Raw genomic sequence first — 13,338 nt, forward strand, 5'->3', positions numbered from 1 at the left:
GGCCTTTTCGCGTTTCGGGCGCCGCTTCCTTGCTTCCTCGCCAGGGAACTTCAATAATCTGCGCTGTCCTACTGAGTCGATCGGCCCGTGTGCGGGCCGCGAGAATAACGATTGGAGAAAACTATGAGAGCCGTCGCCGCCCCCCTTTCCCTGCTGTTCGCCCTGCTGTTCAGCCTGACCGCCTGTGCCCAGGACAGCGGCCAGTTCAAAGAGGGCCAGCACTACCAGGTGTTGCCCCAGACGGTGCCGCAAAAGGACGACAGCAAAATCGAGGTGACTGAGCTGTTCTGGTATGGCTGCGGTCACTGCTACCACTTCGAGCCGATCCTCAACCGCTGGAAGAAGGGTGCGCCCGAGGACGTGGCGTTGCTCAAGGTTCCCGCCATCTGGCAGCCGGTGATGGAAGTGCACGCGCGTATGTACTACGTGGCCGAAGCCATGGGCGTGCTGGACAAGATGCACCAACCCATCTTCAACGCCATCAACAACGAGCGCAAAATGTTCGCCACCCGCGAAGGTCGCGAGTGGAACCCGGACCTGAAGGCCATCGAGACGCTGTTCAACCAGCAAGGCGTCGATGGCGCCAAGGCCGCCAAGCTGATGAACTCCTTTGCCATCAGCAGCAAGGTAAAACAGGGCTCCGCCAGCCAGCGCGCCTACCAGCTTTCCGGCACCCCGGAAGTGGTGGTGGCCGGCAAGTACCGCATCAGCACCTCCCTGCCGGGCTTCAAGGGCAAGAGCGACGGCCAGCAGATGATGCTGGAGGTGGCCGACTATTTGATTGCCAAGGAGCGTGCGGACAAGGGCTGAGCCGGTCCCCGCTTCCCGAACCCCGCCCCGTGCGGGGTTTCTGACTCAAGTTTCGAGTTCGCAGAACCATTGGCTCATGGGACCGGACCCGAATTGCACTGATTTAAGCGCAAATGGCCTTATTTGTAGGGTGGATAAGCGAAGCGCATCCACCAGTTACAAAGCCTGGGGCGGCGGATGCGCTTCGCTTATCCGCCCTACGGGAGCCGGAAACCGCTTAAGTAAGTGCCATTCGGATCGGACCCGAATGGCACTAAATTAAGGGGGAATCGCCCTGTGGGAGCCAGCCCTGCTGGCGAATAACAGCGTTGCCGTTTAGCACCGTCTTTTCGCCTGCGGGGCAGGCTCCCACAGGGTGCGCGAATTTTGTGTTCGCGAACACCAGCCCCTACGAGCACCGCGGTGCTAATCTGTTGCGAAACCCCCGCTAAATACCCGCCTATGCAATGTACCTGGCTGTTTCGCCTCTGCCTGCTGACTCTCACGTGGCTATCCGGCGAAGTGCGCGCCCAGGAGCCGTTGGCGGCCGAGGCCGGCAACCTGCTGTCCTATATCGCCGTGGACTACGGCGAGGCGGTGCAGGAGGGTGAGGTGCGCGATCCCTTTCTCTACCGCCAGCAGCGGCGTAATCTGGAGCGCGCACTGGGGTTGGTGCGCCAGTTGCCGGATAAGCCGGGCCGCGCCGCGCTGGAAAACAGCATACTGGAACTGGACGCGGCCATCGCCGCAAAGCGCGATGCCGAGGGGGTGCGCCGCCGCGCCAACGCCGCTGCCGACCGCCTCGCGGCCCTCTACCAGTTACAGCGCTCGCCGGCGGAAGTATTGCCCGCGGCGAGCGCGGCCGCTCCCCTCTACGCCAGGCGTTGCGCCGCCTGCCACGGAGGCCGCGGTGAGGGGGGAGCCGGGGGGCCGGCTCTGCGCGACTCCCAACGCATGGCCAATTTCAGCCTCTACGACCTCTACAACACCCTCGACCCCGCGGCGGACTCGGTGCACGGCAGCGACATCGACGGTGACCTCACGAGCCACCAGCGATGGGCCCTGGCGGTGACCGTCGCCCATCTGGCGGCGGCCGCGTACGAACCCCCGCCGGTGGAGCTGGCCCGGCGATATCCGGCGCTGATCGGCTTGCCCGGGATGGCCACCACCCGGCCGGTGGAACTTCCCGGGGACGCCGCCGCGGCACTGATGTGGTGGCGCGGCAATCCACAGCAGGTGCGCGCGCTGGAACACCCCCTGACGCGTGCCGGCGGTTTGTTGCAACTGGCGGAGACCAGCTACCGCGCCGGGGACAGTGCCGCGGCCTACCACCAGTTGATGCTTGCATTCCGCCAGGGCTACCGGCCGGTGCGCGAGCAGTTGGCCGGGCGCGACGCGCCCCTGGCGACACAGCTGGCGGGGCGGTGGCAGTCGCTGCGGGGCGCGATACTGGGGGACGCCCCCAGCACCGAAGTGATCGCCGCTTTCCAGCAATTGCGCACGGCGCTGGCCCAGGCCCAGGCGCGCCTGGAGCCTGCCGCCGAGAGCGGGCGGGTGACTCTCTGGGCCTGGCTGCTGTTCGCCGCCGCCGCGGCCCTGGGGCTGCTGCTCTGGCTCGGACTGCGCCGCCGGCGTCTAGACTGAATGGAGAGTTTTCGCGCCAAGGGGGTTCCCATGCCGCTGCGCTGTGCCCTGTTCGCCGCACTGCTGCTGTTTACCACCGCCGCCGCCTGCTCCGACCTGGACGCTTTCCCCGGGAGCCTCGACGGCAAGCGGCGCCAGGTGATTCACTTGCCCAGGGTGGCGGACGAGAACCGTTTTATGGTGGAGCTGGTGCCCGGCAAATACGAAGTGGTGGACTGCAATCTGCGCGGTTACCGCGCGCCGCTGAAGCGCGGGACCCTTCCCGGCTGGGGCTATGGCTACTACGTGCTGGGCGAGCCCCGGCCCGCTCCGACCACGCTCAAAGCCTGCCCCGAAGGCAGCGAAGCGCGGCGCTTCGTGCGTGTGGATGGCGAGGACCTGATGGTGCCCTACAACAGCGAGCGGCCGCTGGTGGTTTACCTGCCCGAAGGCTTCGAGCTGAAATACCGTGTGTGGCGCGCAGACAAGACCTTCTCGGACGCCCACTCGAAATAAACGCTTCTCCGCGCCCTGTGGCGGCTCAATAAAGTTTTTTGTCGTTTCCGCTGCCACGGTAGGTTTTTGCGTCTAGCCTTAAATTAGGCGGTGGCGTTCACCGCCATTGCCTAAACCCTCCGCAGTAACAGAAGAGTTGCGCATGAAGTTTTTGCGTCGCCTGTCCCTCAGCCAAACCCTCCCTTCCCTCTGTGCCATCGCTTCGCTGATGCTCCTCCTGTCGCCATCGCCGGCCGCGGCGGAGTCCCCCCAGCGTCAGTGGGCCGGCAACTGGCTGGTGGTGGGCGAGGGCGACGAGCAACTGGTGTGGCAATTGCGCGCCGACGGCACCGGTTTCGCCTATGGATTCGGCGAGGGCGGCCGCTTATCCCACGGCTTTGCCATCAATTGGAAACTGCAGGGTGACCGGGTGCGCGTGCGCACCGGCGCCTCGGTGCGCTGCACCGGCGGCGTGGTTGCGGTGGCTTTTACCGGTTGGAGTCCGGTCACCTTAAACTTCGCGATAGTGGACGGTCGCCACTGGCTCCAGGATGGCGGCGGACTGTTGAGCTTCCAGCGGCGCCTGAGCCGCTGGCAGACCCCGCGGGCGGGCAGCGAGTGCCCGAAGCTCGCGGGCTCCTGAGCGATGATGAAAGCCGCCGGCTGAGACTGGAGAAACAGGAAAAAACTTCACGGAAGAATAAAGCGGACTTGGAGTAAGGCTGTGGTACAGCGGCGCTTTATTCTTGCGCTGGCGCTGATGAGTGCCTGCGCTGCGGCCCTGGCGGCGAAAGACGACGGAGACGAGGAGGTCGAGGGCTGGCAAGCCGAATCCCGTCTTTCCGCCGAACAGTGGGTGGGTTCCTGGCTGATTTCCCGGGACGGCGAGGCGCGCCACGTATGGAGCCTGAAAGGAGACGGAAGCGGCCGCTCTTACGCGTTTATCGAGCGCAACGGGGAAATGCGCTTTGTCTACGGCTACGACATCCGCTGGTACTTCGATCCTTTTACCCAGATGGCCAATATCAAAACAGAGCGGCGCATCGTATGCCGGGGCGGTAAACTCTATCCCTATTTTCTCACTCTCAAATCCTACGAGAGCGATTATGCGGTAAAGGGGAAATTCGCCTGGCAGACCACCTGGACCGAAGCCAGTATCGGCGAAAATCACCTGCACAAGTCCCTGATCGTATTCGTGGCCCCGCTGTCCGGCTGGCACAACCCGGTGAAAGATGCACCCTGCCCGGAATTTCCCAACGTCGAGCTGGAAAAAGATATCGATCTGGTGCTGGACCGTTGGGAGCGGGAGGCCCGGCGCGACATCGCCGTGGACACCACTCCGGCGGAGGGCGAGCCGGAATTTGAAGGCGAGGAGTTTACAGAGATGCCGGCCGGTGGCACCGACCCCAAGGCGAGTCGGGACTGACGGCCCGCGCCGTTGAAAAAGAGCAACAACCCGGCGATTTAATGTATGAATGCAGAAGTGCGTTTGCAAAAACTGCTACAGAACATGGAGTCCCGCCTGGAGGATGAAACCTATACTTTCTGTCTGCTGGATGAAGAGCAGGCGCGGTCGCTGTGGCGGGAATGTCTGTGCCTGTTTCGCGAAAGAGAGGGGGTCAGTGCGATTCTGCCGCAGTCGGTGGCGGAACGCGAGGAGTTGGAGGCAAGCGGCAGTTTTCGCCAGATCACCCTGCGGGTCTATTCCAGCCTCGAGGCAGTGGGCCTGACTGCCGCCATCGCCGCCGAACTGGCGAGTGCGGGCATTAGCGCCAATGTGGTGGCGGCGCTGCGCCACGATCATGTCTTCGTGCCGGGGGACAGGGCGCAGGAGGCACTGCAGATCCTGCGCGGCGCCAGCAACCGGGCGCAGTACTCGTGACCGGCCGGCGAAGCCGCGGCAGTTCCCATGCGGATCGCCTACCCACCTGCACAACCCCACGGTAAAATCCGGCGGCTGCTGCCGGAATTCTTCTGCCTGCCGGGCTCGACAAAACTCGCTCCAGCGACTGTGGTCAAGCGCAATATGGGCATAGTGCGCTGCGGTGACGACCTGATACTGGTCAACCCGGTGCGCCTGCGCCCGGCGGTGGAGGAAAAACTGCTGGACCTGGGCAATATCCGCCACGCGGTGCGCCTCGGCTATTACCACGGCTGCGACGATCTTTACTACCGCGACAAATTCAATCTCACCTTCTGGCGCCAGCTCAATTCGACTTTCTATCCCGCGCCGGCGGCGGACCAGTGGCTGCGGGAGGGCGGTGATTGCCCGGTGCCCGGCGGGTACTTTTTTGAATTCAGCCGCGGCCGTTTTCCCGAGGCCGCGCTTTGGGTGCCCGGGGATGGTGGCCTGCTGCTGACCTGCGACGCCCTGCAGTACTGGGAGAACTGGTGCGGCTGCAGTTGGTGCGGCAAAAATTTACTGCGCCTGTCCGGCCTCCGGCGCGGAATGCAGGTGGCGCCCATCTGGCGCATGCGCATGACCCCGGAGGGAAAGGATCTGGCCCACTGGCTGCTGGCGGATTTCCAGCGCCTGTTGCGCCTGCCGTTTGCGCACCTGCTGTCGGCACACGGGGATTTTTGTCCGGATACCGCCCACGAGCAGGTGGCGAGAGCGATAGCGAAAAGTTTTCCGGGCGAATGAAATAAAGGCTCTTCCCACCAGCGACCTGGGTAATTTGTTATCTTAACGACCTCAAGTTTCGAAGTTCAAGGCCGCGAAGGTGGCACAAAGCCGGGTGGGGTAGCCCTTTGTGGGACCGTATGAGACAGGGATGTCGATTACGAGCGTACAGGGATGTATTCACAGCGTGTCCCGCAAAGGGCTACCCCACCCGGCGCCTCGATTTGAATCCCGAAACTTGAGTTAACGACAAACAAAAAAACCTCGGAGCACGTCGGTGATAAATCTCCCCCCGCCTGTCAAGCTTGTGGTTATAGCCGCTTGGATACTGCTGGCCCATTTTCTCGCCGGCGCGGTGGTGGGTGAAGGTCCGGAAAAGCTGGGGCTGTTTATCCTGATCTCCGCCGCCGGCCTGTGGATGAGCGAGATAGTTCCGCTCCCTGTCACCGCGCTGCTGGTGCCGGCGGCGGCCTACTTCAGCGGATTGATGTCCGCGGCCGATGCCCTGGCCCCCTTTTCCAGTACCATTATCTTCCTGTTTATGGGGGGTTTTACCCTGGCCTCGGTGCTGCACACCCACGGTATCGACCGCCGCCTGGCGGCGGGTGTACTACATCTGGGAGGCGGGCACCTGTGGCTGACATTGATCGGCTTTATGGCTGTCGTATCCTTCCTGTCCATGTGGATGAGCAATACCGCCACCACCGCGATGATGCTGCCCATCGCCCTGTCGCTGGTGGACGAAAAGTTCCCGCGCACCCGCACCTACATCGTCCTCGGTACCGCCTATGCCGCCAATGTCGGCGGCCTGGCCACCATCGTCGGCAGTCCGCCCAACGCCATCGCCGGACGCGCCCTGGGGCTGGATTTTACCGCCTGGTTGAAAGTGGGCCTGCCGGTAACTCTGGCGATGTTCCCCCTGGTGCTGGCCGCGCTGTGGGTAGTGCTGCGCCCGGGCAGGGAAAACGCCCGGATCGTGCACGCCGAAGTGGAGACCGCCCAATGGACGGCTCGTGCCACCGGCGCAGTGGCGCTGTTTGTATGTACGGTGATCGCCTGGGTTTTCTCCGCGCCAATCAGCCGCGCGCTGGGGCTGGGCGGGAGTTTCGATGCGATCGTCGGGCTCACCATTACCGCACTGGCGCCGCTGTTCGGGCTGGTCACCTGGCCCAAGCTCCAGGAGCACATCAACTGGGGCATACTGCTGCTGTTCGGCGGTGGCCTGTGCCTGTCGCTCATCCTGAGCGAGACCGGCACCTCCGTGTGGCTGGCGCAGACGCTGCTGGCGGGAATGGGCAATGCCCCCGGCTGGCTGCTGATCATGGCCGGCATCGCGCTGATGATCTTCCTCACCGAACTGGCCTCCAACACCGGCAGTGCCGCCATCCTGGTGCCGGTAATCTACGCCCTGGCGCAGCAGTTCGACCCGGCGATCAGCTACGCGATGGTATTCGGTGTCGGTATCGCCGCTACCTGCGCCTTTATGCTGCCGGTGGCCACACCGCCCAACGCCCTCGCCTACGGTACCGGCGCAATCCGCCAGGGCCAGATGCTGCGCGCCGGCCTGTTGTTGAACCTCGCCGCAATCCCGCTGCTGTGGGCCATGGTAAGCTTGCTGGCCTAACAGCCCCTCTCCCCTCCGGGGAGGGGAGAGGGGAGAGAGGGCTCCTTAACCCGACTCTCCCCCTTTCAATGATTTGAGAAAAAGATTTTCGGATGAGAATAAAGCTTCTGCTCAGCGCCCTGCTGGCGTGCGCCCTTGGGGCCTGTACCATTACCTCTCTCGAGCCGCTGCCCACCGCCGACAGCGAGAATATCCGCCGGCATGTGGAGTATCTGGCCGCGGACGAACTGGCCGGGCGCGAGACCGGCAGCCCCGGCTACCGCCAGGCGGCGGACTACGTGGCCCGGCAGTTCCAGGTCCTGGGGCTGCAGCCCGCCGGCACCCAGGGCTACCTGCAGCAGGTGCCCTTTCGCCAGGCCAACTGGGGGCATCGTGAGCCCACCCTGGTGATACACAGCCGCGACGGCGATATCACGTTCAATTTCGGCGAGGACTTTGTCGCTGCGCCGCCCACCGTCAGCGAGGACACCGTCACCACCGCCGGCCTGGTATTTGTCGGCTACGGCATAGAGGCACCGGAATACGGCGTGGACGACTACGCGAACCTGGACGTCCAGGGCAAGATCGCGGTGATACTGAGCGGCCGCCCGCAGAACCTGCCCAGCGAAGTGGGGGCTCACTATTCGTCCCGTCGCACCAAGCGCGAGACCGCCGTGCGCCACGGCGCCGTCGGAATCATCAGCCTGAATACGCCGCAGCGCGAACAGCGCTGGTCCTTCAAGCGTTCATTGGAACACCTGCACGACGACACTTTGGACTGGCTCCGCGCCGACGACGTTCCCGGCGACGCCATCCCCGGCCTGCACCCCGGCGTCATGCTGGATATGCCGGCGGGACGCCAGCTGTTTATCGGCGCCGAGCGCAGCCTGGACACCATCTTTACGGAGATGGAACACGGCCTGGTGCCACGCGGCTTCACGCTGCCCTACAGCGCCTCCCTCACCAGCGGCGCGGTGCACAAAAAACTCTTCAGTCCCAACGTGGTGGCGCTGTTGCCGGGCAGCGATCCCAAACTGAAAGACGAATACGTGGTCTTTTCCGCTCACCTGGACCATATCGGCGTGGACAGCGAGGGGCGCATCAACAACGGCGCCCAGGACAATGCCGCCGGCATCGCGGTGATGCTGGAGACCGCCCGCCTGTTCCGGGAATCCGGCCGTGCGCCGCGCCGCTCTATATTGTTTGTGGCGGTCACCGGCGAGGAAAAGGGCCTGCTGGGTTCCGACTACTTCGCCCAACACCCGCCGGTACCGCCGCAATCCATGGTGGCCAATATCAACCTGGACATGCCCATGCTGCTGTATCCCTTCAACGACATCATCGCCTTCGGCGCCGAGCACTCCACCCTCGGCGCCACCGCCGAGCGCGCCGCCAAACGCACCGGCCTGAAACTGAGCCCAGACCCCATGCCGGAGCAGGTCATCTTTGTGCGCAGCGACCACTACAACTTCGTGCGCCAGGGCGTTCCCGCCATCTACCTGATCACCGGCCGCGAAGCGCAGAATCCGGAAATCGACGGCACCGCCATGCAGAACCGCTTCCTGCAAGAGCGTTACCACCAGCCCACCGACGTGGCGGACGAACAGATCGACTACATTGCCGCGCAGCAGTTTGCGGAGGTGAACTACGCCATTGCGCGGGAAGTGGCGGACGCCGATGAGAAGCCGCGCTGGTATGAGGGGGACTTTTTTGGGGAATTGTTTGGTCGCGAATAGCCTTCGCCGGCTTCCGATCCAAGCCGGCCAAGCGAGTTTTACGCGAGCCTCCAAACAGGCTCTTAGAGCCTGTTTGCGATCTATGGTGCTGCACGTCCAGCGCGGGGTCGGGAGGGGTGCCTCTTTCCGGGACACGCTGTGAATACGTCCCTGTACGCTCGTAATCGGCATCCCTGCCTCATACGGTCCCGAAAAGAGGCGCCCCTCCCGACCTGGAGAGTTCTTCGCGAGATTCTAAACAGGTTCTTAGAAAAAATAATAAAGCACAGAGTTGTCACTTAATTTGCGGGCATTTGCTGCCTTCTGATTCCGAAAAGGCAGTAGGCTTTCTCCGTACGATAGTGCAAATGACGGGAAAATAGAAAATATAAGAAAATTAATATTGTGTTTCAGGGGAAATTTGGGTATAAGGGGCTTATTAAATATTTTTTAATAGCGGGCAAGTATTGGAATTTTGCTGTAAGCTTGGCGTTTCAATGGCCCCAGAGCGTTTTTAGCTTAAGTGCCCAATTGAGATACGGCCAAAAGATATTGGTTTTAGGGCCGGGCTATATTGAATTCACAGGCTGTTTCCGTAATAGTGGTAGCGGAAATGGAATTTTAAGATAACCACAGTGAGAAAGACGCAATATGACTAAAGGTACAGTAAAGTGGTTCAATGCAGATAAAGGCTTCGGCTTTATTGCTCCCGAAGACGGTAGTAAAGATCTGTTTGTTCACCATTCAGAAATTCAAGCGGGTGGCGGCTACGCTACATTGAACGACGGTCAGGCCGTTGAGTTCGAAGTGGGTCAGGGCCAGAAAGGTCCTTGCGCGAACAAGGTTCGCCCGCTGTAAGGGAAAGCAGATAACCAGGCTGGCCACGTACGCCCGCTTGGCGGGCCGGGCCTCCGCAAGCTGCGCTTGCTTTGGCTCGTGTCAGTCTGGATATTGCACGAATTCAGGTGCAGGAACGGCGGAATTTCTTATCGAACTGTATTAGCGCAGTAGGATAAGAAATTCCGCCGTTTTTGTATGTGCATGATGAAAAATCGGGGCTGAGTTTTCTGATTGTCATGGGATCGTATGTATTTTTCAAAAAGTGCGTAAAACATGGCGCTTGACCAAAGAAGACCTGTTGGCGCTTCCGGCTGCTATTGAAGGTCACAAATTTCTAAAAATTTTCTCAACGTTCATGAACGGAACGGTTCAAATTCGCCTGCAAAGCCCTGCCGAGACAAGTAAAGTACTCTCTGAAGGCGGCATTAATGCGCTGGCGATGATTGCCCGTTGGATAGAGGCCCATGTGTGCTTCTTTAGTGGCCTTGGTTCCGGATACGAGAAAATTGTTACTGATACTGGAATCCTGAACGAAGGCTTCAAATGCCCGGGCACATAGCTCTGCGGGATCGCCGTAATACACACAGCCGTTTTCTTTGTCGAACCGATTGGATATCCGTACCAGATCACTGGGTTTCCCGGTTTCCTCGTCCAACATAATGCATCTGAAACAGGCGTAGAGACAATCATTGAGGGGATGGGGCACCGGAGTGGCGTCGCGCAGCCAGGCTTCCGATGCGAACATTCCGCGGGGAGCATCGCTGAATGCTTTATCGGCAAGATAGTGGTCGAGGGCATGGAACCACTCGTGGGCAATAGACCCGGGGCCGGCATTTTTCGCCAACGAGAAATTCCTGGTCGAAGGCTCATAGAAGGCCGATATCCCGGGGCGCCCGCCAATACCATACTGAAATGACAACGTTTGCCGAAGGGAGATCAGGAGCGGAGGCCCCTGCAGTATCCACATCAAATCGGTGAGCGCCTCATAAAATAGGCCGGCGGCACGATCGCGCTCCGCCTGTGTGACCCAGCGGCCGATACCGATGGACCTGAAACCAAATTCTCTTCTGACGTCCGCAAAGGTGACCGGATGCCGATCCAGTCGATGGGGTCCACGGCGATAAAACTTTCGGGATGACACCATAAACTTTCCTCACTCAAGACCCCAGAACCGATTGAGCCCGTTCGACAGCGCTTCACCACTACTGCAGGTTTGCAGCTGCCAGTGCTCCGGATACAGAGCCCGGTAAAAGGGATCGGCGAAACGGTAATCGGCCAGGATCACTACCCCCCGGTCCGACTCAGTGCGAATCACCCGCCCGGCGGTCTGCAATACCCGGGTCATGCCCGGGTAGCGATAGGCAATATCGAAACCGCTGCCCCCAGGATGGTCTCCGGCCGTATCGCAAGCGCGGCGCAGCAACTCCTGCTCCTCGTTGACTTGCGGCAGGCCCACACCCACTACGATGGTACCCACCAGCTGTTCGCCCACATAATCTACCCCCTCGCCAAAGACACCGCCCATAATGGCAAACCCCAGGCTCCGGCGGCCCTCGCTAAAGGACTCCAGAAACGCGGCGCGCTCGCCGTCGCCGGCCCCGGGCTCCTGCTGCAGCAGGTCAATCTGCGGAAACCGATCAGTAAAACGCTGGGCCACCTGCTGTAAAAAACGGTAGGACGGGAAGAACACCAGGTAATTGCCCGGGCGGCTGTGGTACACCCGGGCCACCATATCTACCAGGGCATCGGTGGCCCGGTGCCTGGCCTGGTAGCGGGTGTCCACATAGGAGCAGAGATAGACCCCCAGCTGTTGGGGCCGAAACGGCGACGGCAACACCAGGTAGGGCGACTGTGTGTGCAGGCCCAGCTGGCGATAGATATAGGCGGCAGGCCGAAGCGTGGCAGAAAATGCAATCACAGCGTGAAACTGTTGATAACACTGCTGCAGGAAATCGGCGGCGTTCAGGCACAGCAATTTCAGCTGCTGTTCCTGCCAGGGAGTGTCCCGGTTTTCCACCCGGGTCAGGCAACGATGCTGCTCCGCCTGCAATTGTTCAATACACAGGAAGCGGTAGAGCGCGGTTAACCAGTCGCCGATCGCTTCCGGAGGCGGCTGGGACAGCTCCCACAGCTGGCTGACCTCTGTCACAACTTTGTGGGCGGCGCGGGTGACGGCTGCCGGGTGGCATTCAGCTTCGGACAGGGGAGTTACCCACAGCTCGACATTCCGGTCCGCAATTGCCTCTGGTGTTGCGCCCTCCTGTCGTCGTTGCGTTACCCATTTATCCAGGGATCTCACCAGTGACTGAATACTCCGGCGCAATCCCGGGTGTGAGCCTTTACAGGCCGCCGCGGCGCGGCGGCTGTCTCTGCGGCTCAAGGTGGCGCTGTACATCGCCCGGGCGCGGTCGCTCAGATTGTGGGCCTCGTCCACCAGCAGCGCCCGCCGCTGCCGTTGATCCTGCAGGGCACTCAGCCGGACCAGGGGATCAAACACATAGTTGAAATCGCACACCACCAGGTCGACCCAGGGCAGCATCTGCAGCGACAACTCAAACGGACACAACTGCAAGCGGTCCGCCACCCCGGCGATCACCGACGGGGTTAACAGGGGTTCGCCCAGCAGTTGCCGCCGCGCCTCGGGCAGGCGATCAAAAAAGCCCCGGGTGCGCGGGCAGATGCCATCGGCATCCCGGCTGCACAACCCCAGACGGCAGGCACAGCTTTTGTTCCGCGCCTGTATTTCCAGCAGTGAAAGCTTTAGTCCCTTGTCGTGCAGCCGCGCTGCCGTTTCCCGCACCACCTGGCGGCCGGAGTTTTTCGCGGTCAGGTACACCAGTTGATCCACCTGGGCCTCTCCCAGCGCCTTGATGGCCGGGAACAGGGTGCTGACCGTTTTGCCGATGCCGGTGGGGGCTTCCACCACCAACTCACCGCCATCGCGCAGGCAGCGGTATGCCGCCACCGCCAACTCTCGCTGGCCGGGGCGATAATCGGGAAATGGAAACGCCAGCGCCCGGGCCGACGCTTGCATTTGCTGGCGATGCTGCTGCCAGCTCCGCTGCCAATGGAGATACTCACCCACCGCTGCGCGGGCGAAGGCTTCCAGCTCGGGCCAAGTGAACTCGTGCAACTCCGGGTAGGTTTTTTTCTCTTTCAGGTTGTGCCACAACATCTGCAGAGCCACGCAGCCGTCATCGGTAGCGGGGTTCTCCCCGTCAGCCCGCCGCTGCAACAGGTAACAGAAACCGTAGATTTTAAGTTGGGCCCAATGCAACTGACGCACCGACTCCGGCAACTGCCGGGGCGGACAGTAGGTGGTTTTAATCTCATCCAGCTGTACCGGCCGGTGCAGGTCCGTTTGTGGGTGCAGGATATCCACCCGGCCGCTGAGGATCACCGCCTCGCCCTCGCACTTCCATTGCACCTGCAGTTTGTACTCGGCTTCACTGCCCGGTGGTCGCTGTTTTTGCAGTTTCTGGTGAGCGCGGATTCCCTCCTGGGCCGAGGGCCCGCCCGGGGTATCGCCGATCAGGTCACCGCGGCGGCAGGCAAACGCGACCAGTTGTCCCACCGGCAGTTGCAGGGGCCGGGCATCGCTCTCGGCTGTCATGTCGCTCAAGGCTGTTGCCATCCCGCTCGAGGGTATT

Annotated in this window: 12 protein-coding genes; 10 read left to right on the top strand and 2 right to left on the bottom strand. The window is 61.7% G+C overall.

Going from position 1 to position 13,338, the window contains the following annotated elements:
- Positions 1 to 123: 123 nt before the first annotated feature.
- From ACRC0P_RS17765 to ACRC0P_RS17810, 10 genes are all read left to right on the top strand, one after another.
- Positions 124 to 810 (top strand): thiol:disulfide interchange protein DsbA/DsbL, encoded by a 687-nt coding sequence (locus ACRC0P_RS17765; protein WP_438632638.1) that lies wholly within the window; start codon positions 124 to 126, stop codon positions 808 to 810.
- Positions 811 to 1,251: 441 nt separating this feature from the next.
- Positions 1,252 to 2,433, top strand: a complete 1,182-nt coding sequence (locus ACRC0P_RS17770) for a c-type cytochrome (protein ID WP_438632639.1) — start codon at positions 1,252 to 1,254, stop codon at positions 2,431 to 2,433.
- Positions 2,434 to 2,928 carry an ecotin family protein gene (locus ACRC0P_RS17775; RefSeq protein WP_438632640.1) on the top strand — a complete coding sequence of 165 codons (495 nt, stop codon included), beginning with the start codon at positions 2,434 to 2,436 and terminating at the stop codon, positions 2,926 to 2,928.
- A gap of 142 nt (positions 2,929 to 3,070) precedes the next feature.
- Positions 3,071 to 3,550, top strand: coding sequence for a hypothetical protein (locus ACRC0P_RS17780; protein WP_438632641.1), 480 nt, complete (start codon positions 3,071 to 3,073; stop codon positions 3,548 to 3,550).
- 81 nt (positions 3,551 to 3,631) lie between these two features.
- Positions 3,632 to 4,333: a hypothetical protein gene (locus tag ACRC0P_RS17785; RefSeq protein WP_438632642.1), complete on the top strand. Its 702-nt coding sequence runs from the start codon at positions 3,632 to 3,634 to the stop codon at positions 4,331 to 4,333.
- Positions 4,334 to 4,378: 45 nt separating this feature from the next.
- The gene (locus tag ACRC0P_RS17790; RefSeq protein WP_438632643.1) at positions 4,379 to 4,789 is read left to right on the top strand and encodes an ACT domain-containing protein; all 411 of its coding nucleotides are present in this window, start codon (positions 4,379 to 4,381) and stop codon (positions 4,787 to 4,789) included.
- A 27-nt stretch (positions 4,790 to 4,816) separates the two neighbouring features.
- On the top strand, positions 4,817 to 5,551 hold the full coding sequence (locus ACRC0P_RS17795; RefSeq protein WP_438632644.1) for a hypothetical protein: 735 nt from the start codon (positions 4,817 to 4,819) through the stop codon (positions 5,549 to 5,551).
- Between the two features lie 286 nt (positions 5,552 to 5,837).
- Positions 5,838 to 7,154, top strand: a complete 1,317-nt coding sequence (locus tag ACRC0P_RS17800) for an SLC13 family permease (protein ID WP_438632645.1) — start codon at positions 5,838 to 5,840, stop codon at positions 7,152 to 7,154.
- Between the two features lie 92 nt (positions 7,155 to 7,246).
- Positions 7,247 to 8,869 carry a M28 family metallopeptidase gene (locus ACRC0P_RS17805; RefSeq protein WP_438632646.1) on the top strand — a complete coding sequence of 541 codons (1,623 nt, stop codon included), beginning with the start codon at positions 7,247 to 7,249 and terminating at the stop codon, positions 8,867 to 8,869.
- A gap of 630 nt (positions 8,870 to 9,499) precedes the next feature.
- Positions 9,500 to 9,706 carry a cold-shock protein gene (locus ACRC0P_RS17810; protein ID WP_438632647.1) on the top strand — a complete coding sequence of 69 codons (207 nt, stop codon included), beginning with the start codon at positions 9,500 to 9,502 and terminating at the stop codon, positions 9,704 to 9,706.
- Between the two features lie 328 nt (positions 9,707 to 10,034).
- On the opposite strand, the gene ACRC0P_RS17815 is transcribed toward ACRC0P_RS17810, so the two are convergent.
- Positions 10,035 to 10,832, bottom strand: coding sequence for a CLCA_X family protein (locus tag ACRC0P_RS17815; RefSeq protein ID WP_438632648.1), 798 nt, complete (start codon positions 10,830 to 10,832; stop codon positions 10,035 to 10,037).
- A gap of 9 nt (positions 10,833 to 10,841) precedes the next feature.
- The gene (locus ACRC0P_RS17820) at positions 10,842 to 13,301 is read right to left on the bottom strand and encodes an ATP-dependent DNA helicase (protein ID WP_438632687.1); all 2,460 of its coding nucleotides are present in this window, start codon (positions 13,299 to 13,301) and stop codon (positions 10,842 to 10,844) included.
- Positions 13,302 to 13,338 lie beyond the last annotated feature (37 nt).

Origin of the sequence: Microbulbifer sp. (assembly GCF_051659245.1) — a bacterium.
GTDB lineage: Bacteria > Pseudomonadota > Gammaproteobacteria > Pseudomonadales > Cellvibrionaceae > Microbulbifer.

Excerpts from the sequence above, each read along its gene's own strand:
- ACRC0P_RS17815 (WP_438632648.1), bottom strand. The coding sequence starts at position 10,832 with ATGGTGTCATCCCGAAAGTTTTATCGCCGTGGACCCCATCGACTGGAT.
- ACRC0P_RS17805 (WP_438632646.1), top strand. The coding sequence starts at position 7,247 with ATGAGAATAAAGCTTCTGCTCAGCGCCCTGCTGGCGTGCGCCCTTGGG.
- ACRC0P_RS17765 (WP_438632638.1), top strand. The coding sequence starts at position 124 with ATGAGAGCCGTCGCCGCCCCCCTTTCCCTGCTGTTCGCCCTGCTGTTC.
- ACRC0P_RS17775 (WP_438632640.1), top strand. The coding sequence starts at position 2,434 with ATGGAGAGTTTTCGCGCCAAGGGGGTTCCCATGCCGCTGCGCTGTGCC.
- ACRC0P_RS17820 (WP_438632687.1), bottom strand. The coding sequence starts at position 13,301 with ATGACAGCCGAGAGCGATGCCCGGCCCCTGCAACTGCCGGTGGGACAA.
- ACRC0P_RS17780 (WP_438632641.1), top strand. The coding sequence starts at position 3,071 with ATGAAGTTTTTGCGTCGCCTGTCCCTCAGCCAAACCCTCCCTTCCCTC.
- ACRC0P_RS17810 (WP_438632647.1), top strand. The coding sequence starts at position 9,500 with ATGACTAAAGGTACAGTAAAGTGGTTCAATGCAGATAAAGGCTTCGGC.
- ACRC0P_RS17790 (WP_438632643.1), top strand. The coding sequence starts at position 4,379 with ATGAATGCAGAAGTGCGTTTGCAAAAACTGCTACAGAACATGGAGTCC.
- ACRC0P_RS17770 (WP_438632639.1), top strand. The coding sequence starts at position 1,252 with ATGCAATGTACCTGGCTGTTTCGCCTCTGCCTGCTGACTCTCACGTGG.
- ACRC0P_RS17795 (WP_438632644.1), top strand. The coding sequence starts at position 4,817 with ATGCGGATCGCCTACCCACCTGCACAACCCCACGGTAAAATCCGGCGG.